The sequence below is a fragment of the Pseudomonas sp. NFR16 genome, from assembly GCF_900108875.1.
Lineage (GTDB): Bacteria > Pseudomonadota > Gammaproteobacteria > Pseudomonadales > Pseudomonadaceae > Aquipseudomonas.
In genome coordinates, this window is record NZ_FNYJ01000010.1 from 1 (window position 1) to 21,662 (window position 21,662).

The window sequence follows — 21,662 nt, forward strand, 5'->3', positions numbered from 1 at the left end:
GCTTTCGCCGTTTTGCGAGAAGTCCGAGATGATGACTTCCTCAAGGCGCACTTCGTAGTATTTGAGCTTTTCGCCACCGGCGCGGTACAGACACAGGGTTAGTTCTTTAATGTGCTCGCCAGAGCAACTGGCTTCGAAGAGCCGGGCGCTGGATTTGTCCAGGCGCTTTGTGAAGCTGAAGTCCGTCAGGCTGGCCCGCCCCGAGCCCGCGCCGCCGTTCGAACTGGCGCTCGCCGAGGTGCTCTGGTTAACGCCAAAGTTATAGGCAACGATTTCGATCCAGTCTTTGTGCCGCTGATCCAGTGACTCGCCTGCAATGCCGTCCAGTTTGATAAATCCGTCAAATGCCATGTCGCCGATTCCTTTCTGAGTGAAGTCCTCAAGGATAGGGGCAGGCCAACGGATGAGGTAAGGAGTGCGAGGACGCAGGTTTTGCAGTTTCAGAACAGTCCTACGCGTGCGATGAGGGCTGTCTTACGGCGTTTTCCTATGCGGTCAAAACGCAGCGATGATTCGAATAATCAGACTTTGGTGTCGGATTGCTCCGCCTTCACCGAGTTGATGAATGCCTGCATGGCCGATGACTGGATGCGATGCCTGCGGGTGATCAGGCCATAAGGTGGCAGGCGTGCTTCGAAGCTGATGGGCAGGACGGCCAGGAGGTCTCGCCCGGCGTAGTCTTCCACGAATGACTGGGTCTTCCGGGTAATTTCCACCTATTTTGTCGAGCCAAGAGGCGGCGCTGTGATAATGATACAAGGCATATCTTTAATTTTTGGATATGTCCGGTTCATAGCTATTTGAAGATTTTAATCGCGTAAGACAACACAGCAATGCACGTACATTTAAAAACGAGACAGATGTTTATTGCCCAAATTCGCCAGCGCAGATGGCGGGGGATATTCAAGTGAGCATTTTTAGTGAAATCACCTCGGCGAAACATTATTTTGGGCATCCACATGCCTGCGAAAATTATGCTGAGCCGCATGTGCCTCCCAATGACGCCTCCTCCCCACAGGTTTCTGGTGTTGACGACGCCCTCACAGTCAGAAAGATGATCTTCAATGATGTCGAGGTTCTTGTAGGTGAATCGTATCAACACCAGCAGGTTGATCACGTTGGAAACAAACCAAATTAAAACTAGAATAGCTAGAACTGGCATCACGGCTTCCACTCATAAAGCTTTTCTCCAAAATCTTCGCCACCGATTTCGCCTACGACTTTATCAAATTAGCATCAGATAGCCATGGCAATGCCGTTGTAGAAACGCCGAGGATAGATCCCTATATCGAACCTCTCAGGTAGCGAGGAAGGTGAGATGGGCATTGTTCGCGATTAGGCCCGACGATGCAGGGTCCCGCGTATATAAGTCATCATCGGCTATCGAGGAGTCTCGACCGCGTAGCACAACACAGCCAGGAATCCGGCATTGATGAAAAGCCAAATGTAAATTGCCCAAATCTTTCTTCGTAGCTGGAAAGGAATATTTAGGTGAGCATCTTTTGTGATATCTCCTCGGCGATACATCACGCCAGGCATGTACATTGTGGCGAAGACTATGCTAAGTCGCATGTGCCGACCTATGATCCCTCCTTGCCAAAGGTTGCTTGTAGCGGTAATGCCCTCGCAGTCGGACAAATGTTGTTCGATAATATCGATATTTTTGTATGCGAACCACATCATAACTATAAGGCTTAGGCATGAGGACACTAACCAGATAAAACCTGCAGCAATCAAAACCACCTTCAGGACCTCCATTCGTAAAGCATTTCGCCGAATTTCTCACCCCACTTTTCACCTCCCAGACCGCCGGCGTATCCACCTATCAATGCCGCGAGAAGGCTGCATCCAATTGAACCCAAGCCTCCACTTGGAACACTAAACACGACTATGCACAAAGGGGTGAGTGCCGTGGTACCGACGGTACCTCCGACCATCCCTCCGACGGTACCTGAAACCAGTTTCGATCCTTCCACATACTTCGTCTTTCTGCACATCTCCTCGCGTCCAGTTGAGCAGGCTTCTTTGATTTCCAGATAAGTGGAAACGCTGTTCAACCCAATCCCGATCGGTGTCCCCGCTTTAAGAATTCTGGAGGCCTTGGAAATCCCGGCAATCTTTTTTGCATATCCCTGAATCTCACCCGTATGCAAATAACTCTTGGTCGAAATCCCGAGCATTTTCTTGATCGATCCTCGATTACGCAGCTTGGTGCCCCAGCGTGCGATGCCTTCGAGTTGGGCATCGAGTTCGGCGAACAGCACTTGTCTTTGATTGAGAAATTCCTGCCGCGCAATCGGCGTGCCCCGCGCGAGCGACAGCTTGTGCAGTCGCTCGATGTCGTCGAGGGTCTTCTTCACACCGTCGAGATGGCTTTTCCAGCTTCCGGTTGCTGAACCGATGCCCAGCGAACTGTAGCCGAGGACGTTTTGCAGCAGGTCATAGTTTTTAATTACATGCCCATCACCGGCGGCCTGGTTTTGTCGCAAGTTCTTGTGCACGCCGCTGGCATAGCTCATCAACTCCAGTTCTTCGCTGTTTATCGTGCGGGTCGACAGGTCGCCCACGATGACCAACTGGCCGGGGACCACCACGATGTTTCGAAGGTGTGCATTGAGTTGGTCGAACTTGTCGTTTCCACTCAAGCGGTCCTTGAGGGAGAAGTAGGTCTGCATTCGGTCGTTGATAAAGACGTACGGCTTGGTCATGTCCGGCGCCTCAACTGAAGCGCTTGTTGGCGATGCGGTCCCAGCCGCCGGAGACATTGCCTGCTGCGCCGCCGTCGCTGCGTTTCTGTTGGGTGTAGACAATGTTGATCCGGCCGAAGTTGATCTGCACTTCTTCCAGCGGCTCGCCGCTTTCGCCGTTTTGCGAGAAGTCCGAGATGATGACTTCCTCAAGGCGCACTTCGTAGTATTTGAGCTTTTCGCCACCGGCGCGGTACAGACACAAAGTCAGTTCTTTAATGTGCTCGCCAGAGCAACTGGCTTCGAAGAGCCGGGCGCTGGATTTGTCCAGGCGTTTGGTGAAGCTGAAGTCCGTCAGGCTGGCCCGCCCCGAGCCCGCTCCGCCGTTCGAACTGGCGCTCGCCGAGGTGCTCTGGTTGACGCCGAAGTTATAGGCAACGATCTCGATCCAGTCTTTGTGCCGCTGATCCAGCGACTCGCCTGCAATGCCGTCCAGTTTGATAAATCCGTCAAATGCCATGTCGCCGATTCCTTTCTGAGTGAAGTCCTCGAGGATAGGGGCAGGCCAACGGATGAGGTAAGGAGTGCGAGGAAGCAGGTTTTGCAGTTTCAGAACAGTCCTACACGGGCGATGAGGGCTGTCTTACGGCGTTTTCCTATTTGGTCAAAACGCAGCGATGTTCGAATAATCAGACTTTAGTTACCGCCTTGCTCCGCCTTCACCGAGTTGATGAACGCCTGCATGGCCGATGACTGGATGCGATGCCTGCGGGTGATCAGCCCATAAGGCGGCAGGCGTGCTTCGAAGCTGATGGGCAGGACGGCCAGGAGGTCTCGCCCGGCGTAGTCTTCCACGACTGAAACCGGCGTGATGCCGAGCATGTCGGTGTTCTGGACCAGCGAGAGCAGCGTCATGATCGAGGTGGTTTCGACGATGCTGTTGGGAATGTCGACGCGGGCGTTATGAAAAACCTGATTGACGATCGCGCGCATGGGGCTTGGATGTTGTTGCAGCACCCAGGTCTCGTTCTGCAACGCCGCCCAGCTCAGGTCGGTAGCGTGGACCAGCGGGTTCTGTGCGCCTGCGATCACGCACAGCGCCTCTTCGCCAAGGCTGTCGAAAAGCAGTTCTTCCGCCCGGGCGCCGCCGGGAATCCGGCCCAGCACGACGTCGAGCTGATCTTGCAACAGGGCTTGCACCAGCACATCGCTGGTGTCGACCTGAATGCTCATCGACAACCGCGGATGGCTTTGCTTCAAGGTGGCGATGGTGCGCGTCAGCAATCCTGACGCCAGGGCGGGAATGGCGCCGACCGCCACGCGCCCCAGATTGCCGGACTCCAGCGCCACCAGTTCCTCGCGCATGCCGCTCAGCTCCGCGAACACCATGCGTGCGTAATAGATGACCGTGTCCCCAAACGGGGTCGGGCGCATGCCTCGCGGCAGGCGCTCGAACAGTTCGACCCCCAGCAGGTCCTCGGCCTCGTGCAGCATCTTGGTGGCGGCCGGCTGGGTCATGCCGATGTTGTCGGCGGCGCGGCGCAGCGAGCCGAATTCCTGCAAGGCCAGCATCAGCCGCAACTGGCGCAAGCGCAGACGGCTGTGGATAACGTTGGCCTCGGGAATCCTGGTCATGTGAGTGGCTCGCGCAGAAGGGTGCGGCGAGCCTGACAAGAACTGCAGGGCATTTCCAGCATTGCGTGTCATCACAGCGTTTTCGGCTTGATTACGTGACGATTGCGCCAGCCGAAGGCGGTTTTGATGCCGGCCGAGATCAGCGGCCAGAACAGCATCAGCAGCGCCGCGGTGGTCAGGCTGCCGACCAGCGGATTGGACCAGAAAATGCCCAGGTGCCCGTCGGAGAACAGCATCGACTGACGAAACGCATCTTCGGCCTTGTCACCCAGTACGGCCGCCAGCACCAGCGGCGCGATGGGATAGCCGAGTTTCTTGAACAGATAACCCAGCGCGCCAAAGCCCAGCATCAGCAGCACGTCGAACATCGAGTTGTGAACCGAGTACGCGCCGATTGCACAGACCATGATGATGATCGGCGCGATGATCGAGAACGGAATCCGCAGAATCGACGCAAACAGCGGCACCGTGGCCAGCACCACCAACAAGCTGACCACGTTGCCCAGGTACATGCTGGCGATCAGGCCCCAGACGAAGTCGTGCTGCTCGGCGAACAGCGTTGGGCCCGGATGCAGCCCCCAGATCATCAAGCCTCCGAGCATCACCGCGGCCGTTGCCGAGCCTGGAATACCAAGGGTCAGCATCGGCAGCAGGGCGCTGGTGCCCGCAGCATGGTCGGCGGTTTCCGGGGCGATGACGCCTTCGATTTCACCCTTGCCGAAGTTGTCGCGGTTCTTCGAAAAGCGGCGCGCGATGCTGTAGCTCATGAACGAGGCTGCCGTCGGACCGCCCGGTGTCACACCCATCCAGCAACCGACGACAGTGCTGCGCAGGATCGTGAACCAGTAGCGCGGCAATTTCGCCCAGGTCCGCAGGATCACCATTGGCGTGATGCGCGCATGCTCACCACGGAACACCAGACCTTCTTCGACCGTGCAGAGAATCTCGCCGATCCCGAAAAGCCCGATCACCGCGACTTCGAAACTGATGCCGGTCATCAGCACCGGCTGATCGAACGTCAGGCGCAGGTTGCCGGAAACCGTGTCCATGCCGACCGCCGCCATCGCGAAACCGATCATCATGGCGACGACGGTTTTCAGTGGCGGATTCTTGCTCATGCCGATGAACGTGCAGAAGGCGAGCAAATACACCGCGAAAAACTCGGGCGAGCTGAACGTCATGGCGAATTCAGCGATGCGCGTGGACAAGAACGTCAGTAACAGCACGCCTGCCAGCGCGCCGATCAGCGCCGAACTGAACGCGGCCGTCAGGGCTTCGGCGGCGCGGCCTTCTCGCGCCATGGGATAGCCGTCGAAGGTCGTCGCGACCGATGACGGTTCGCCGGGTATGTTGAAGAGGATCGAGGTGATCGAGCCCCCGAACAGCGCGCCCCAGTACATGCACGACAGCAGGATGATGGCCGACACCGGCGACATCGTGAACGTGATCGGCAGCAGCAGCGCGACGCCGTTAGGGGCGCCGAGTCCGGGAAGAACGCCGACCAGAATCCCCAACAGAACGCCCACGACCATCAGACCGATGTGACCGGGCGTGAGGATGAGGTTCATGCCTTGCAGCAGAGAGTCGAACTCGCTCATTTCAGCGATCTCCCGGCCATGGCGATCCAGTCGCCCATCGGGCCTGCGTCCAGCGGGACCTTGAACCACAGGTCGAAAATCAGATAGCTCGCCAGCACCGCACCCACCGACACTGCGACGATCATGGGTTTGCCGTACGGCTTGGCGCGGACTTTGTCACGCCACATGAACCAGGCGATGAACACGGCCGAGGCAACGTAAATGCCGGAGAACGGCATGGCGCAGACGAACAGGGCGATCGGGATGAACACCGACAGCACTTGGCGGAATGCGCCGCGGCTGACGAAGCTTGTGCTCAACGGTTTCCAGCGAATCAGCGTCAGCACGCCGTTGGCCAGGCTTGCCGTCGCCAGCAACAGCCCGATGTAAAAGGGGAAGTAACCCGGTTCCGGGCCGGCGTCGCCCCAGCCGATGCCTTGCTCGACACTGCCGGACATGACCACCGCGCCGATCAGCAGGGTGAAGAGGGCGAGCCCGAGTTCGACCCAACGGGTGCAGACCAGTGAAGACGAGTGAGAAGAATGTGCCATCGAACACCTCCAGCGAAGGACCGACACTGCCTGCGGCGCAGGCAAGCGGCGGCAGGGCGGATCAGTTGCGCAGCCAGCCGGCTTCCTTGAACACCGGGGTTACGCGGGCGGTGTCTTTCTCGATGTAGGCAGTCAACTGATCGCCTTCCAGGAACGTCGGCACCAGCGCGTTCTGCTTCACGTAAGCCTTGAACTCTGGCGTTTCCGACACCTTGCGCATCAGCTCGGTATAGAACGCACGCTGCTCGGCACTGACATTGCCGGGCATGAAGACGGTGCGCGGGAAGCGGTACTGATCGATCCCCAGGCCTGCTTCGTGGCAGGTGGGCACATCCGACCAGGACTTGTCGCCGGCGACTTTGTCGGTGTAACCCATGCGCTCCTTGCTGAATACGCACAGCGGCTGCACTTGATCGCCGCGCCACTGACTGATGCTTTCGGCGGGATTGTTGACGTTGGCGGCAATGTGTTTGCCCGCCAGCTGGGTCGCCGCTTCGCTGCCGCTTTTGAAGGGGATGTACACCAGCTTGGTGTGGTTGGTCTGATTGAGCAACAGGGTGAGGGTCTGGTCGACATCCTTGGACTGGCTGCCGCCCATGCGCAGGTTCGACGCATCGGATTTGACGGCATCGTAGAAGCCTTTTGCGTCTTTCCACGGCGCATTCTTGTAGGTCCAGAGGATGAAGTCATCTTCGGCAACCGCCGCAACCGGCGTCAGTTCCTGCCACTCATAGCCAAGCTTGGAAACCAATGGCAGCAGGTAGATGTTGTTGGTGGCGATGACCAGTTTGTCGGCGTCGCCTTTGGAGACCTTCATGTCGAGGAAGGCTTCGGCGCCGTTGCCGCCGCCCTTGTTCAGGACCACGGTGTTGACGTCGAGCAGCTTGTGGGTGCTGATGATCGACTGGATCAGGCGACCGAGCTGATCAGTACCGCCGCCAGGACCACCGGCCACGACGATCTCGACGTTTTTGTCAGGTTGCCATGCGGCGAGAGCGGAAGTGGAAAGGCCCAGTACGGGAAGCGCTGTGGCGCAGGCCAGCGTGCAGCCGAACAGCAAACGGGACGCGCGTCGAAAAGATGCGGTTCGCATGGTGATCCTCTTTCTTGTATTTGTTATGAGAAGCCGACCTGTCGATCGGCCATGCGGGGAGTGTGTGAAAGTTGCTATGTCGCGTCTACTCAAAACATCACATACACCGATAGCCTGAGGTTATAGCGGCGTAGATTGAGCAGCGAACACGGCAGACGCCAACGGGCAGTCCCGATGCTGTCTGGCGTGCAATCGGCGCCAGCCCTGCCCCATAGAGTGAGCTGACAGAGCGTGCGCCTGGGATCGTCTCGGTTACATCTTGAAATTAAGCACCAGTCGGTTGAGCCCGACGGCCAGTTGCGACAGTTCCGAACTGGCCGCGGAGGTCTGATTGGCGCCCGCCGAGGTCTGCAGCGACAGGTCGCGAATGCTGGTCAGGTTGCGGTCCACTTCACGGGCCACTTGTGCCTGTTCTTCGGTGGCGGAGGCGATGCTCACGTTGCGTTCGTTGATGTGCACGATGGCCGCCGTGATTTCTGCGAGCGCCCGGCCCGCGGCCTCGGCGACTTCAAGGCTGGCACGCGCTTTCTCGCTGCTCTGCCCCATGGCGTCGACGGCCTTGCTGGCGCCGGACTGAATCGAGCCGATCATCTTTTCGATCTCGGCGGTCGATTGCTGCGTGCGATGGGCCAGGGCGCGCACCTCGTCGGCCACCACTGCAAAACCGCGTCCGGCCTCGCCAGCACGCGCCGCCTCAATGGCCGCGTTGAGGGCCAGCAGGTTGGTCTGATCGGCGATGCCGCGAATCACATCGAGCACGGCGCTGATGTTCTGTACTTCACCAGCCAGGCCGTCGATCTCGACCGCTGTGGTGCCGACAGTGGTATGCAACTCGTGAATGACCTGCAGCGTCTCATCGACCCGGCGAGTGCCGTTCTCGGCAGACTGCGTTGAATGACGCGCCGCTTCGGATGCCTGTGCAGCGTTGCGCGCCACGTCTTCCACCGCCGTGCTCATCTGGTTGATCGCGGTAGCAGCCTGATTGATTTCGTCGTCCTGCCGCTGAATACCGCGCAAGGCGTCTTCGGTAACGGCGGTCATTTCTTCTGAGGTCGAAGCGAGCTGGTTCGATGAGTGAGACAGTTCGGACAAAGTGGTTCGCAGGTTTTGCTGCATCACCGACAGTGCCGCCAACAGACGGCCGGGTTCGTCTTTACCGTCTACCAGAATGGGCTTGCCCAGATCGTTTTCGGCAATCTGTTGGGCCACGGCCAAGGCCTTCTGGATCGGCGCCATCAGGCTGCGGGTAAAGAGGGTGGCGAGCAGAAGGGTTGCAACCAACGCGATCAGGATCGCAGCGATCACCACACGAACCGCCTGGGCGTAAGTGTCATCGGCGGCTGCGTCCGAGGCGGCCATCTTCTGCCGGGCCAGGTCCGAAACAGCGGCGATATCCTGGGCCAGCAAGTCGGCGGCGCGGTTTTGCTCCCCGCCGGGCTGGGTCATTGCCGTAATCACGTCTTCACGTTTCTCCGCCACGGCCTGCAGATAGCGGGAATGAATATCGAGGTAAGCGGACAGATTGCGCGCCATCTCGGCATAAGCCGCCAGGCCTCGCTCGGTCAGCAGCAGCGGCTTGAGTTGCTTGACGTCCTTTTCCAGATCCAGGCGACCCTGATCGACGCGTTTGCGTGCGTGAGCGGCAGCGTCCTCATTTTGTGCAGCTCGCAGACTGGTGTTGCCCAGGCGAATGGTCAGCAGATCGTTCTTGATCTGATCGATGGCAAGCAAGGTCGGCAAGACGTTGTCCTGCAATGTCTCTCGCGTTTCCTTCAGCCGGGAAGCCTGTTGCAGGGAAAACAGCCCAACGGCGGTAATCAACAAGGCGAAAAAACCGAAACAGGTCAATGATCGGGGAGCGATATTCAGACTGCGCAGATTCATCGGAGAGAGCCTATTCATCTATATGTATTTGCCTATCGACTTTGATTCTCTCAGCTTTAGGGCAAATGGCCATCTATTTTGGCGTTTTTACCTCCTGTCACGTGCGCGGGGTGGGTGAGTGGGCGTCAAATAAACAAGCCAGGCCCGCATGAGCAGGGCCTGGCTTGGCAGGGAAAGGTTCAGAATCGGCCGCGCCGTCTGATGCGCGGGGAATTATTGCTTGCCGGCGAGCGCGGTATAGCTGTTCATGAGATTGCGGTAGTTAGGGATACGCTGCGACAGCAGGTTACCCAGGCCTTCGATGTCGTTGCGCCAGTCGCGATGCAGCTCACAGGCCACGGAGAACCAGTTCATCAGCTGCGCACCGGCCGCCGACATGCGATTCCAGGCCGCTTGCTGCACGCCTTCGTTGAACGTGCCTGACGCGTCGGTCACCACGAACACGTCGAATCCTTCGGCCAGTGCGCTCAGGGTCGGGAACGTCACGCAGACATCGGTCACGACGCCGGCGATGATCAGTTGCTTGCGGCCGGTCGCCTTGATCGCCTTCACGAAGTCTTCGTTGTCCCACGCGTTGATCTGACCTGGACGGGCGATATACGGCGCGTCCGGGAACATCTCTTTGAGCTCCGGCACCAGCGGGCCATTCGGGCCTTGTTCGAAGCTTGTGGTCAGGATCGTCGGCAGGTTGAAGAACTTGCCGCAATCCGCCAGGGCCAGAACGTTGTTCTTGAATTCGTTCGGCGAGAAATCCTGCACCAGCGAGATCAGACCGGTCTGGTGGTCAACCATCAGCAGTACGGCGTCGTTCTTGTCCAGGCGCTTGTAAGTAGTCATCGGTGCATTCCTTTATGAGTCGAAAAAGTTAAGGGTCGAAAGCGGCGCCGCATCTGGCGAATGGCTCAGTGGCTGCGGCATGGGGTGTACTTTAGGGATGCTTCGAAACGTTAACAATCCAGCTAATAAGAGACTCACTGATTCGTTTTTGGGGACAGTTGAGAATGTGTGATATCGGGACCACAACCTGGCCCCGATACACGTGCGGCATCACGTCGGGATCTATGCCGAAGGGCGTCAGGAAATCTTGATCACGACTTTGCCGAACGCACCTTTTGCCAAGTGCTCATAGGCCTGCCGCGCTTGCTGGAAGTCGTAAACTCTGTCGATCACGGGTCGAATCGCGTTCTGATCGAGAAAGGCGTTCATCCGGTCAAACGAAGAGCGGGGCGCGACGGCAATGCCGCGCAGGGTTGTCTGGCGGAAGATCAGCGGCATCAGGCTCAGTTCGGTCGTCTGTCCTGTCAGAAAGCCGATCTGGGCGATCTTGCCTGCCGCCTTGGTTGCAGCAATCGACTGATTGACTCCTTTGCCTCCAGCGACATCCAGAAGGAGATCCACGCCCTTGCCGCCGGTGAGCTCCAGGACCTTTTCTTCCCAGTTGGCGTGGGTTCGATAGTTCACGCCGGCGACAGCGCCAAGCTTCATCGCGGCATTCAGATTATCGTCGCTGCTGGACGTCACGATCACATGGGCGCCCAGAGCCGTCGCCAGCTGGATGGCGAAAATCGACACCCCGCCGGTGCCTTGCACCAGCACCGTTTCGCCCGCTTTGATCTGACCGTAATCGACTAACGAATACCATGCCGTCAGCGCGGCAATCGGCAACGTCGATGCCTCTTCGTCAGACATGTTGTGAGGCGCCATGACGGCGCTGTCTTCGTGGATGATCATGTATTCGGCCAAGCCTCCGGGCAACGGAGAGCCGAAGCAGAAGTCCGGTTCGTTCGGGCCGGGCGGGCCGTCGATCCAGCGGGAATACAGGTGCGAGTTGACGCGGTCGCCCACGCTGAAACGGCTGACGCCATCACCCACCGCGATCACGGTGCCTGCTGCGTCGCTGACCGGAATCAACGGCTTGGGCACTGTGTGCGGCTCGTAGATGCCGTCAACGATTGCCTTGTCGCGGAAGTTGAGCGAAACAGCGCCGACTTTCACCAGCAGTTCGCCGGCCTTGGGCTCGGGTGTGGGCGTATCGCTCATGGTCAGATTGTCGAGACCGAAGTCGTTGAGAAGCCAGGCTTTCATGTCGTTTCTCCAGAAGAGTCACCGCATCGTCGGTGAAGTGCCGCCATTGTTGTGCGCCGGCGTACGGCAATAAATGCCTGGATGCCCAACTGACTGTTATGCTCTGGAGCAACAATGGATGCGTAAAACTTCTTTCGTCAGGCAATAAACGGGGTCGCCATGGAGCTGCTTCAGTCAATGCAGGTGTTCGCCCGCGTCGCCGAAACGGGCAGCTTCACTCGGGCCGCGGATGCCAGTCAGATCGGGCGGCCCCAGGTGACCCGCGCCATTCAGGAATTGGAAGCTTCGCTTGGCGTAAGGCTTTTTCAGCGCACGACTCGGCGAGTCAGATTGACGACCGAGGGAGAGCAGTTTTACGAGCGTGTGATGGGCATCCTGGGCAGCATTGCCGAGACCACCTCCATGTTCGCCCCGTCGGGCGCCTCACTGCGCGGGAAACTGCGCATCGACATTCCCACGGCATTTTCTCAGCCTGCGTTCATCGCCAGCTTGCGGGCTTTTGCTGTCGCTCATCCGGACATCGAAATGACACTGGGTGTCACCGACCGAGCTGTAGACCTCGTGGCGGAAGGCGTTGACTGCGTACTGCGGATTGGTGAGTTGCCGGACTCGAGCCTCGTCGCACGGCGCGTCGCAATGGCAACCATGATTACCTGCGCCGCGCCAGGCTATCTTCAGACCTATGGCGAGCCGCACACGCCCGATCAACTGGCCCACCATCGAGGCGTGAATTTCCTGTCCGGCCAGAATCGTCGGCAACTTCCGTGGCAGTTCTTGCAGGACGGCAGCGATACGAGTCACGTGAGCCGTCATGGCATCCTCGTCAATGAGTCCAGTGCCTACGTGCAGTGCGGAGTTGCAGGCTTCGGCATCCTTCAGGCACCCGGTTTGACCCTGGACCGATACCTTGCCGACGGCTCACTGGTCGAGGTGCTCAAGCGCTACCGACCACGGCCCAGACCTGTTTCCGTGCTGTACCCGAGCAGGTCACAGCTTGCGCTCAGGTTCAGGCATTCGTTGACTGGTTGATGCAGAGTTTCCCGGCGCTTTACGATCGCTGGCTGGAGTGACAAATGCCTGTACCTTTGCCCTTTGCAGCGGCTCGCGTCAGCCTGCTGCGAAGGCATCGGACACGGTCAATACTTCCAGGTCACTGAGGCTGTCAGGTTGCGCGGTGCGCCGTAGCTTGCGGTCTGGGCGTTGTTGTACAACGACAGCAGGTATTTGCGGTCGGTGACGTTGTTGAGGTTCAGCGACGTGCTCCAGTTGCTGTCGATGTCGTAGCTGCTCATCAGGTCGACCAGCCCGTAGGCGTTCTGCTTGATGGCGCTGTTGTCGTCGTTTTCGACCGCAGTCTGCCAACTGACCCGCGCACCGACTTTCATCTGCGGGATGCCGGGCAGACGATAGGTCGCCATGCCGCGGAAGCTGTGGGTCGGCACGTATTTGCGCGCCTTCTCGCCGTCGTCGTTGTCGATGCGCACGTAGGTGTAGCCGGCGAGCACGTCGAGGCCATCGAAGGCTTCGCCGGACGCTTGCAACTCGATGCCGTGGCTCTTGAAGTTTTCCGGCGTGTAGACTTCTTGTTCCCCGTCGAAGCCCGCATCCACGGCGACGTTGCGTTGCTCGGTTTTGAATAAGGCGGCGGTCAGATGCAGGCGCTCATCCATCATGCCGCCCTTGACGCCGACTTCCATGCTTTTGCCTTCCAGCGGGTCGAGTACGGAGTGGTCTTCGCCGACGTTGTATTGCGGGCTGTAAATTTTGGTCCAGCTGCCATAGACGCTCCACGTATCAGTGATGTCATAGACCAAGCCGGTGTAGGGCGTCACCTTCCCGTGCGCACGAGTGGAATAATCGGCGCCATAGTTGTCACCTTTGCCATCGGCACTTAGCATGCGTGCACCGGCGATCCAGTGCAGATCGTCGGTCAGGCTGAAACGCGCCCCGGCAAACATGCTTTTTTGCGTGTCCTGAAAATTTTGCGAAAGATCATCGCTGGTGTAACCGAACGGCGGCTTCGGGGTGTTCCCCGTTAGAATTCCGCCGAACGGAGTCTCGAAGCTGCTGTGATCCTCTTCGTTCTCATCGTACTCCTGACCTTTCTGATGAGTACGGCCATAAGCGGCGCCGAAGGTCAGCTGGTGTTCGCGCCCGAACAGGCTGAAAGGACCTTGTACCTTGGCCTCGCCCAGCAACTGGTGAGCTTCGCTGCTGGTGTGGTTGGCGTAGGCAGACGCGTCGTCACCGCTGACCGCGCCGACGTATAGCATGTTCGTGTTCTGCTTTTCCTGCACGCCGGTCGCCGTGACCGTGGCATTCCAGTCGTTGCCGAAGTCGTGCTTGAGCTCGATGAAGGTGCGTGTGGTGTGCAGGTTCCAATACGTCCACGGCTGGCCGATGCTGCTGCTGCGACTGCTGTAATGAATGGCGTTGCCGGCTGCGTCGACCAGAGGCAGGTTGCCCCACGTGCTGCCGTTGGAATCACTGTTGTGCTGGGAAAAGCCCACGGTCACGGTGTCGGCGTCAGACACATCGAAAGCAAGCAGGCCGGCAGCCACGTTGCGCTCGTGACTGTAGCGGTCCATCCAGGAGTTGCCTTTGTCATGGGAGTAGATGAAACGGCCGCGCACGTTGCCCGTATCGGTCAGCGGGCCGGCGACGTCGACGTCGATGCGACGGTTGTCCCAGGAACCGACGCTGGTCTGGATCTGCGCCTGGAAATCCTTGGTAGGACGCTTGCGCACGAAGTTGACGGTGGCGGACGGGTTACCCGCGCCACTCATCAGACCGTTGGCACCATGCAGTACGTCAATCTGTTCGTACTCGGCCAGATCCTGCTCGCCCACCAGCACCGTGCCCACGAACGGCATGCCCATGCCGTCATATTCGAACGTGTTGATGTCGAAGCCGCGTGAAGTGAATTCGGTGCGGTCGGTCTCGGTTTGCTCGACGGTCACAGAAGGCGCCGAGCGCAAGGCGTCCTTCACACCATTGATCTTGAAATCGTCCAGCGCCTGTCGGGTGATGGTGGTCACTGCCTGTGGCGTTTGCTTGTCGGTCAGGCCCAGTTTGGTGGTGCTGGACGACGCCTTGCCTTCATACCCCACGCTCATGTCATCGTCGGTATCGCTGCTGCTCTCGATCTGGGTTGCGGGCAAGGTAAGGTCGTCGGCTGCATGCGCGACGGGCAGAGCGCTGCACGCGCCAACCAGGAGAAGACTGACGGGGAAATGACGTTTCAAGGCGGAATTCCTACGCGGGACAGAACTGCTACAAGATGTGTGTTTGCTAATCTAAATGCGAATCTAACTCAAACATGTATATGTTTTCGACATTTTTTTCACATTTCGTCACATCTGATGGCGGGAGGCTGATGCAGAACTAAGCTCGTTTCAATTCTTTCCTTGAAGGGCAGGGCGATTACCGGATCAACCGGCTCCTATACCTTGCAGCTATCACCCTATGTCCACTTTTGATTAGACGGTTATCGCTGCAGCTCTGATAGTTGCGTTCACCCACGGCGTTCTCGCGGCAGATCGCCACCAATAAAAACAACAAGATCGAGGAACGCACCCATGGCTCGCAGCAGCGCCAACGTGCACCTGTCAGCGACAGGTGAACCGTATGCCCCTCCCGTTTCCAGTGTTGCCGACGTTGCCAGGTCCAGTACCGTGCGGTGGCGCATTTTCGCAATCATCTTCGTGCTGACGATGGTCAATCTGATCGACCGCGTTTCGCTGTCCATCGCGATGCCGACAATCGCCAAGGAATTCACCCTGTCGCCGGCAATGCAGGGGCTGATCCTGAGCAGCTTCTTCTGGGCGTACGCGCTGTTGCAGATTCCGGGTGGCTGGATGATCGACCGATTCGGACCGCGCCGCGTGATCACCTGGTCAACCGGGTTGTGGGGCACGTTTCAGGTGCTGGCCGGCTTTGCAACCGGCGGTGCATCGCTGTTGTTTGCACGAATGTTCCTCGGCGCGGCAGAAGCGCCATTGTTCCCCTCCGGCGGCAAGTTGATTTCACTGTGGCTGGCCCCGAGCGAGCGCAGCCGCGGCGCGGTGATGATGGACAGCGGCAGCCCGCTGGGTGTCGCACTGGGCGGGTTAATCATCGCCTACCTGATCGTCGTGCTGGGCTCGTGGCGTTCGGCGTTCGTGATTGCCGGCGTCGCCACGTTGCTGCTTGGCTGGGTGTCGTGGCGGTACCTGCGGGACGATCCCTCGGTGCATCCACAGGTCAACGAAGCCGAGCTTGAGAAAATCAACGCCGGTCGCGAAACCCCGGCCGCCGAAGCCGCGCGAGCGAAAGTCAAAGGCCTGGGCATCGCGGCGAGGTCACTGACGGGCCTGCTGATTGGCCGTTCGACCTGGGCGATGGTGTATTTCGGGCTGCTGACCTGGGGACCGAGCTATCTGGCGCAGGCGCGCGGCTTTGATATCAAGGGCATCGGTTTCGCGACATTCGTGATCTTCATCTGCGGTTCGCTCGGTTCGCTGACGGGCGGTTTCCTGTGCGATGGCCTGATCCGCAAGGGCGTGCGGCGCGGCGTCGCGGTCAAAGGGCTGCTGACGTTTTCCGGTGTCATTGCACTGGGTGCGCTGCTCCTGTTGCCTCAGTTGAGCGATCCCATTGCCGCCGTCGCCTTGCTCGCGATGACCGCGTTCTTCCTGATGTGGGGCAGCCTGTACTGGAGCTTCCCGGCCTTGCTCGCCGCGCCGGCGCGCGTCGGTCTGATCGGTGGCGTGATGAACCTGGCAGGCAGCATCGGCGGGATCTTCGTGCCGATTCTGGTGGGCCTGATCCTGCAGTTTTTCGGTGGCTTCGGCGCGGTGCTGGCGTTCTTCGCCATCTGCGCGGCGCTGTTTGTACTCGCCACGCTGCTCATCGGTCTGGACGGCCAGCGTGAGGTGAACAATGGCTGATGCGCTTTACGCCGGGCCGATCATCGATGCCCACCACCACTTCTGGGACCCGCAGACCAACTACCATCCCTGGCTTGCGGAGGGCGCGAATATCCCGTTTCGGTATGGCGATTACTCATCGATCAAACGACGGTATCTGCCGCCCGAATACTTCGCCGACGCCGCCGGGCATCACGTGGTCCAGACGGTCTACGTCGAAACCGAGTGGGACCCCGAGGACCCCATCGGCGAAACGCGCTTCATCGAGCGGATCGCGAGGCGTTACGGCGTGCCCAACGCGGTGGTGGCGCAAGCCTGGCTCGATCATCCGGATGCGATTGCATTGCTCGCCGAGCAAGCTTCGTTCCCCAGCGTGCGCAGCGTTCGGCACAAGCCGGGCGGGCCGACAGCGCCTGAACAGGTGGGCGCACAGCGCACCTTGATGAGCGACGAACACTGGCGGCGCAGTTACGCCGCGCTGCATGAGTTGGGGCTGCGTTTTGACCTGCAGACGCCTTGGTGGAATTTGCCGGAAGCCGAACGGCTGGCTCGAGATTTTCCTGCCACCACGTTGATTCTCAATCACGCCGGATTGCCGTCCGACCGCAGTGACGAAGGCCTTGCAGGTTGGCACGGCGCGATGGCCAGACTGGCCGAACAACCGAATGTGGTGGTGAAGATTTCCGGGCTCGGACAGCCCGGCAGACCCTGGCGTGCGCAGGACAACGCCTGGATCGTACGCGAGATCGTCGCCATGTTCGGCGCCGATCGCGCGATGTTTGCCAGCAACTTTCCGGTCGACAGCCTGTGCGGCACGTTCGACGACATTTATAGCGGTTTCAAGTACATCGTTCGTGATCTGCCGGCGGCCGATCAGGAGCGTCTTTTCTACAGCACTGCGCAGCGTATCTACCGCTGTGAACCTGCCGTCGTAGAACGTGCGGAGCAGGAACAGATGAGGAGTCAGGCATGAACAAAACCCGAATCGCGATGGTACTGGGCGACCCTGCAGGCATTGGTCCGGAACTGATTGCCCGTCTGCTCAGCGATGAAAACGTCCGCAGTCAGGCGCAGGTGCTGTTGATCGCTGACGAGGCAGAAATGCGTCGCGGCATGGACATCGCCGGGCTGTCGTTTCCGTATCGGCAGATCAACACCCTCGACGCGCTGCAACTCAGTGACGACACGACGTTGTTCTATGACTTTCGCGGCGACACCGTCGGCGACTTCCCACGCAGCGAAGCGAGCGCCATCGGCGGCCGCTATTGCCTCGACACCCTGAAAGTTGCGCTGGAACTGACGGCCGCGAAAACCACAAACGCCGTGCTGTTCGGGCCGTTGAACAAGACGTCGCTGCACATGGCCGGGATGAACCATAACGACGAACTTCACTGGTTCGCAGAGTTGCTGGGCTTCACCGGTCCGTTCTGCGAATTCAACGTGATGGACAATTTGTGGACCTCTCGGGTGACTTCCCATGTGGCGTTGTCGGCTGTGCCGGGGATGTTGACGCAGGAGCGGGTGGTCGAGGCGATCCGGCTGATCGACACGGCGCTCAAGCGCAACGGGCTGCAGGCGCCGCGTATCGGTGTCTGCGGGCTGAACCCGCACAACGGCGACAACGGCTCGTTCGGGCGCGAGGAAATCGACATCATCGGGCCTGCAGTCAAAACCGCGCAGGCGCAGGGCATGAACGCCGACGGGCCGTATCCGGGGGACACGATTTTCCTGAAAGTGCAGGGCGATGCCAACGCTTTCGACGCGGTGGTGACGATGTATCACGATCAGGGCCAGATCGCGATCAAGCTGATGGGCTTCTCCCGTGGGGTGACGGTCCAGGGCGGGTTGCCGATCCCCATCACGACACCGGCGCACGGAACGGCGTTCGATATCGCCGGGCAAGGCAAAGCGAATGTCGGGGCGATTCGCCAGGCGTTCGAAATCGCCTGCCGGATGGGGCAGAGCAACGTCTGACCGATTAACCCTTTCGAGACACCACCTTCTGGCCGCGGGGCGTTGAACAGACGCTTCGCGGCTTTTTTGCGTGCGTCTTACTTGAGATTTCTCGGGGAGCCTCTGTTCAAGGGCAACCCGTCAGTAGCGACTGGGAGTCAGCCTCCGCGAGCTAGCTCGCTCCCACAAGTTCTGCGCTCGACACAGGTTCTGGCAACGCCATAAATCCCTTGTAGGAGCGTGGCTTGTCCCGCGATCTGGCGCGCAGCGGCAGCAGAATCGGATGACACGGTTCACCAGGCAGACCGCCTGGCCCGGGGTCACGACGACTGCGTCGCCGATCGCGGGACAAGCCACGCTCCCACAGTTTTTGCATTCGATACAAATTCCGACAACGCCACAAATCCCCTGTAGGAGCGTGGCTTGCCCGCGATCTGGCGCGCAGCGGCAGCAGAATCGAACGACGCTGTACATCAGGCAGACCGCATAGGTTCTACGACGACTGCGTCGCCGATCGCGAGCAAGCTCGCTCCTACAACTTCTGCGTTCGACACAAGCTCTGGCAACGCCGCAAATCCCTTGTAGGAGCGTGGCTTGCCCGCGATCTGGCGCGCAGCGGCAGCAGAATCGAACGACGCTGTACATCAGGCAGACCGCATTGACCGGTTCCACGACGACTGCGTCGCCGATCGCGGGACAAGCCACGCTCCCACAGCTTGTGCGTTACGTCCCTATAACCCCCACGCCCATCAACTATCGCTACCCATCACCTGTAGCTATCACTGGATACGCATAAGTGATTAGCGGAGCCCTTGCGCGGCTGGCTAAATTCTCTCATCGACACGTGATGCAGAGCCTGCGGCGTACTGCAACGGATCGAACGACAACTACAAGAAGCCCTGACCCGAACCCCACGGAATCATTGGGCACAACCAGCAGTGGCAAGGACTTCCTCATGAAAATCAAAGCAATCCGTACCCGCGTATTCGAATGGAAAGGCAAAGTCGTGCCACCTCAGGCGCACTTCTGCACCAACGCCAGCGACATCCTGTTCGAGCGCGGCGATGCCATGGGCTCGTTCCGTTTCCACGGCTGGCTGGTTGTTGAAGTCGAGACCGACAGTGGCCTGGTCGGCATTGGCAACTGCGCGCTGGCGCCGCGTGTGGCGAAAGAAATCATCGACACCTACATGGCGCCGATCGCCATTGGCGAAGACCCGTTCGACAACGAATACATCTGGCAGAAAATGTATCGCCAGAGCCATGCCTGGGGCCGCAAGGGCATTGGCATGGCGGCGATCTCGGCGATCGACATCGCCATCTGGGACATCATGGGCAAGGCCGTGAACAAGCCTGTTTTCAAACTGCTCGGCGGACGGACCAAAGAGAAGATCTGGACCTACGCCTCCAAGCTGTACGCCAATGACAACCTGGACCTCTTCCTGGAGGAAGCGCAGGGCTACCTGAGTCAGGGTTTCACGGCGATGAAGATGCGCTTTGGCTACGGACCCAAGGACGGCCCGGCCGGCATGCGCCGCAACATCGAGCAAGTCCGCGCGCTGCGCGAACTGGCCGGCCCCGACGTCGACATCATGCTGGAATGCTACATGGGCTGGACCCTGGAATACGCGCGCCGCATGCTGCCTAAACTCGCGGAGTTCGAACCGCGCTGGCTGGAAGAACCGGTGATTGCGGACGACCTCGAAGGGTACATCGAGCTGAAGAAGATGGGCATCATGCCGATCTCCGGCGGCGAGCATGAGTTCACCTCGTACGGCTTCAAAGACATGCTTGAGCGTCGCGCCGTCGACGTGATTCAGTACGACACCAACCGCGTCGGAGGCATCACCGCAGCGCGCAAGATCAACGCCATGGCCGAAGCCTGGTCGGTGCCGGTCATCCCGCACGCGGGCCAGATGCACAATTACCACCTGACCATGTCCACCACCGCGTCGCCGATGGCCGAATTCTTCCCCGTGTTCGACGTCGAGGTCGGCAACGAGCTGTTCTACTACGTGTTCAAAGGCGAGCCGCAGCCGGTCAACGGCTACATCCAGCTGGACGACAACACGCCGGGCCTGGGCCTGGAAATCTCCGACGAATACCTGAGCGAGTTCAACATCATCGAGTGATGTCGATCGCTAGCCCATTACGACGACGCAGACCTGTAGGCGTGAGCTTGCTCGCGAAGAGGGCGTCATATCCGACGCTTGGGTGGCGTTCGTCCCACAGGTTTACATCGTTCTCACTTTTTCGGAGTTTCAGACCATGCGCCTGGTTCAATTTGAAAACCCACAGGGACAGCGCCAGGTCGGCGTTGTCGAGGGCTCGCGGATCGATGTCGTCCGCAACACGACCAGCACTCGCGAACTCGCCCTGGCGGCGATTCGCAGCCGGCGAAGTCTGCAAGCTGAAGTGCAAGGCCGCGGCACCGAACCGGGTCCTGATTACGCGCCGCTGCTGCAGAGTGGCCGGCTCCTGCCACCGCTGGATCACGAAGACCCTGCCCACTGCCTGATCAGCGGCACCGGTCTGACCCATCTGGGCAGCGCGTCGGCCAGGGACAAGATGCATCAGCATGACGGTCAGGTCGAAGCCGGTATGACCGATACCATGAAGATCTTCAAATGGGGCATCGAAGGCGGCAAGCCGGATCATGGCCAGATCGGCGCGCAGCCCGAATGGTTCTACAAGGGCGACGGCAGCATCGTCGTGCGTCCGGGCGGCGACTTTCCGGTGCCGCCGTTCGCTGAAGACGCGGGCGAGGAGCCTGAGCTGACCGGTCTGTACGTCATCGGTGACGACGGTCAGCCGTATCGACTCGGCTACGCGCTGGGCAACGAGTTCTCCGATCACGTCATGGAGCGGCGCAACTACCTCTACCTCGCCCACTCCAAGCTGCGTTACTGCGCGTACGGGCCCGAGTTGCGCATCGGTGAGTTACCCCGCCATCTGGCGGGCATGAGCCGCATCATCCGTAACGGTGAGGTGATCTGGGAGAAAGAGTTTCTCAGCGGCGAAGACAACATGTGCCATAGCCTGGCGAATCTTGAATACCACCACTTCAAGTACGCGCAGTTTCTGCGCCCTGGCGATGTGCATATTCATTACTTCGGCACCGCCACGCTGTCATTCGCCGATGGCGTGAAGACGCAGTCCGCAGACCGCTTTCAGATTAGCCTGGAGGCGTTTGGGGCGCCGCTTGAAAATGGTATCGGCGAAGGCCCGCGCCCGGTGGCAATAGGTGAGATCAAGGCGCTATAAGTGAGGCGAAGGGCCTCTTGATTCCAC

The 21,662-nt window shown here is 59.4% G+C and carries 17 protein-coding genes and 3 pseudogenes; 7 read left to right on the top strand and 13 right to left on the bottom strand.

Going from position 1 to position 21,662, the window contains the following annotated elements; translation table 11 throughout:
- Positions 1-351: Hcp family type VI secretion system effector (locus BMZ10_RS26795; RefSeq protein ID WP_143070353.1), on the bottom strand; the 351-nt coding region annotated here is incomplete at its 3' end.
- A gap of 170 nt (positions 352-521) precedes the next feature.
- A pseudogene (locus BMZ10_RS27600) lies at positions 522-692 on the bottom strand (LysR family transcriptional regulator); the annotation flags it as partial.
- 215 nt (positions 693-907) lie between these two features.
- Between BMZ10_RS27600 and BMZ10_RS27605 the strand changes: the two are divergent.
- Entirely contained in the window at positions 908-1,138 is a 231-nt protein-coding gene (locus BMZ10_RS27605) for a hypothetical protein (protein WP_143070354.1), read from the top strand.
- A gap of 607 nt (positions 1,139-1,745) precedes the next feature.
- Here the strand turns inward: BMZ10_RS27605 and BMZ10_RS26810 are convergent.
- From BMZ10_RS26810 to BMZ10_RS26850, 10 genes and pseudogenes are all read right to left on the bottom strand, one after another.
- Positions 1,746-2,708 (bottom strand): hypothetical protein, encoded by a 963-nt coding sequence (locus BMZ10_RS26810; RefSeq protein ID WP_093469735.1) that lies wholly within the window; start codon positions 2,706-2,708, stop codon positions 1,746-1,748.
- Positions 2,709-2,718: 10 nt separating this feature from the next.
- Positions 2,719-3,207, bottom strand: a complete 489-nt coding sequence (locus BMZ10_RS26815; RefSeq protein WP_093464123.1) for an Hcp family type VI secretion system effector — start codon at positions 3,205-3,207, stop codon at positions 2,719-2,721.
- Between the two features lie 176 nt (positions 3,208-3,383).
- On the bottom strand, positions 3,384-4,322 hold the full coding sequence (locus BMZ10_RS26820) for a LysR family transcriptional regulator (protein WP_093469737.1): 939 nt from the start codon (positions 4,320-4,322) through the stop codon (positions 3,384-3,386).
- Between the two features lie 71 nt (positions 4,323-4,393).
- Positions 4,394-5,920 (bottom strand): tripartite tricarboxylate transporter permease, encoded by a 1,527-nt coding sequence (locus tag BMZ10_RS26825; protein ID WP_093469739.1) that lies wholly within the window; start codon positions 5,918-5,920, stop codon positions 4,394-4,396.
- Complete coding sequence (locus BMZ10_RS26830; protein ID WP_093469741.1) at positions 5,917-6,450, bottom strand: tripartite tricarboxylate transporter TctB family protein; 534 nt, start codon at positions 6,448-6,450, stop codon at positions 5,917-5,919. The genes BMZ10_RS26825 and BMZ10_RS26830 overlap by 4 nt, the downstream gene beginning before the upstream one ends.
- Before the next feature lie 61 nt (positions 6,451-6,511).
- On the bottom strand, positions 6,512-7,543 hold the full coding sequence (locus BMZ10_RS26835) for a Bug family tripartite tricarboxylate transporter substrate binding protein (protein WP_093469743.1): 1,032 nt from the start codon (positions 7,541-7,543) through the stop codon (positions 6,512-6,514).
- 252 nt (positions 7,544-7,795) lie between these two features.
- Entirely contained in the window at positions 7,796-8,659 is an 864-nt protein-coding gene (locus BMZ10_RS28440; RefSeq protein ID WP_371266329.1) for a methyl-accepting chemotaxis protein, read from the bottom strand.
- Positions 8,651-9,445 (bottom strand): annotated as a pseudogene (locus BMZ10_RS28445) (MCP four helix bundle domain-containing protein); the annotation flags it as partial. The pseudogene BMZ10_RS28445 and the gene BMZ10_RS28440, both read right to left, overlap by 9 nt.
- 195 nt (positions 9,446-9,640) lie before the next feature.
- A complete protein-coding gene (gene ycaC / locus BMZ10_RS26845) occupies positions 9,641-10,264 on the bottom strand; it encodes an isochorismate family cysteine hydrolase YcaC (protein ID WP_093469747.1) in 624 nt (207 codons plus the stop codon).
- A gap of 237 nt (positions 10,265-10,501) precedes the next feature.
- Entirely contained in the window at positions 10,502-11,512 is a 1,011-nt protein-coding gene (locus tag BMZ10_RS26850) for a zinc-dependent alcohol dehydrogenase family protein (protein WP_093469749.1), read from the bottom strand.
- 159 nt (positions 11,513-11,671) lie between these two features.
- Here BMZ10_RS26850 and BMZ10_RS26855 point away from each other — a divergent pair.
- Positions 11,672-12,582: pseudogene (locus tag BMZ10_RS26855) on the top strand (LysR family transcriptional regulator).
- A 66-nt stretch (positions 12,583-12,648) separates the two neighbouring features.
- Here the strand turns inward: BMZ10_RS26855 and BMZ10_RS26860 are convergent.
- The gene (locus tag BMZ10_RS26860) at positions 12,649-14,757 is read right to left on the bottom strand and encodes a TonB-dependent siderophore receptor (protein WP_093469751.1); all 2,109 of its coding nucleotides are present in this window, start codon (positions 14,755-14,757) and stop codon (positions 12,649-12,651) included.
- 333 nt (positions 14,758-15,090) lie between these two features.
- Between BMZ10_RS26860 and BMZ10_RS26865 the strand changes: the two genes are divergently transcribed.
- The 5 genes from BMZ10_RS26865 to araD1 all read left to right on the top strand — a co-directional run bounded on the left by BMZ10_RS26865 (position 15,091) and on the right by araD1 (position 21,635).
- Entirely contained in the window at positions 15,091-16,440 is a 1,350-nt protein-coding gene (locus BMZ10_RS26865; protein ID WP_093469753.1) for an MFS transporter, read from the top strand.
- On the top strand, positions 16,433-17,392 hold the full coding sequence (locus BMZ10_RS26870; protein ID WP_093469755.1) for an amidohydrolase family protein: 960 nt from the start codon (positions 16,433-16,435) through the stop codon (positions 17,390-17,392). Before BMZ10_RS26865 ends, BMZ10_RS26870 begins: the two co-directional genes overlap by 8 nt.
- Positions 17,389-18,393 carry a 4-hydroxythreonine-4-phosphate dehydrogenase PdxA gene (locus BMZ10_RS26875; protein ID WP_093469757.1) on the top strand — a complete coding sequence of 335 codons (1,005 nt, stop codon included), beginning with the start codon at positions 17,389-17,391 and terminating at the stop codon, positions 18,391-18,393. Before BMZ10_RS26870 ends, BMZ10_RS26875 begins: the two co-directional genes overlap by 4 nt.
- Before the next feature lie 934 nt (positions 18,394-19,327).
- Positions 19,328-20,503 carry an L-rhamnonate dehydratase gene (locus BMZ10_RS26880; protein ID WP_093469759.1) on the top strand — a complete coding sequence of 392 codons (1,176 nt, stop codon included), beginning with the start codon at positions 19,328-19,330 and terminating at the stop codon, positions 20,501-20,503.
- A 136-nt stretch (positions 20,504-20,639) separates the two neighbouring features.
- Complete coding sequence (gene araD1, locus BMZ10_RS26885; RefSeq protein WP_093469827.1) at positions 20,640-21,635, top strand: AraD1 family protein; 996 nt, start codon at positions 20,640-20,642, stop codon at positions 21,633-21,635.
- The last annotated feature ends 27 nt before the right edge of the window (positions 21,636-21,662 follow it).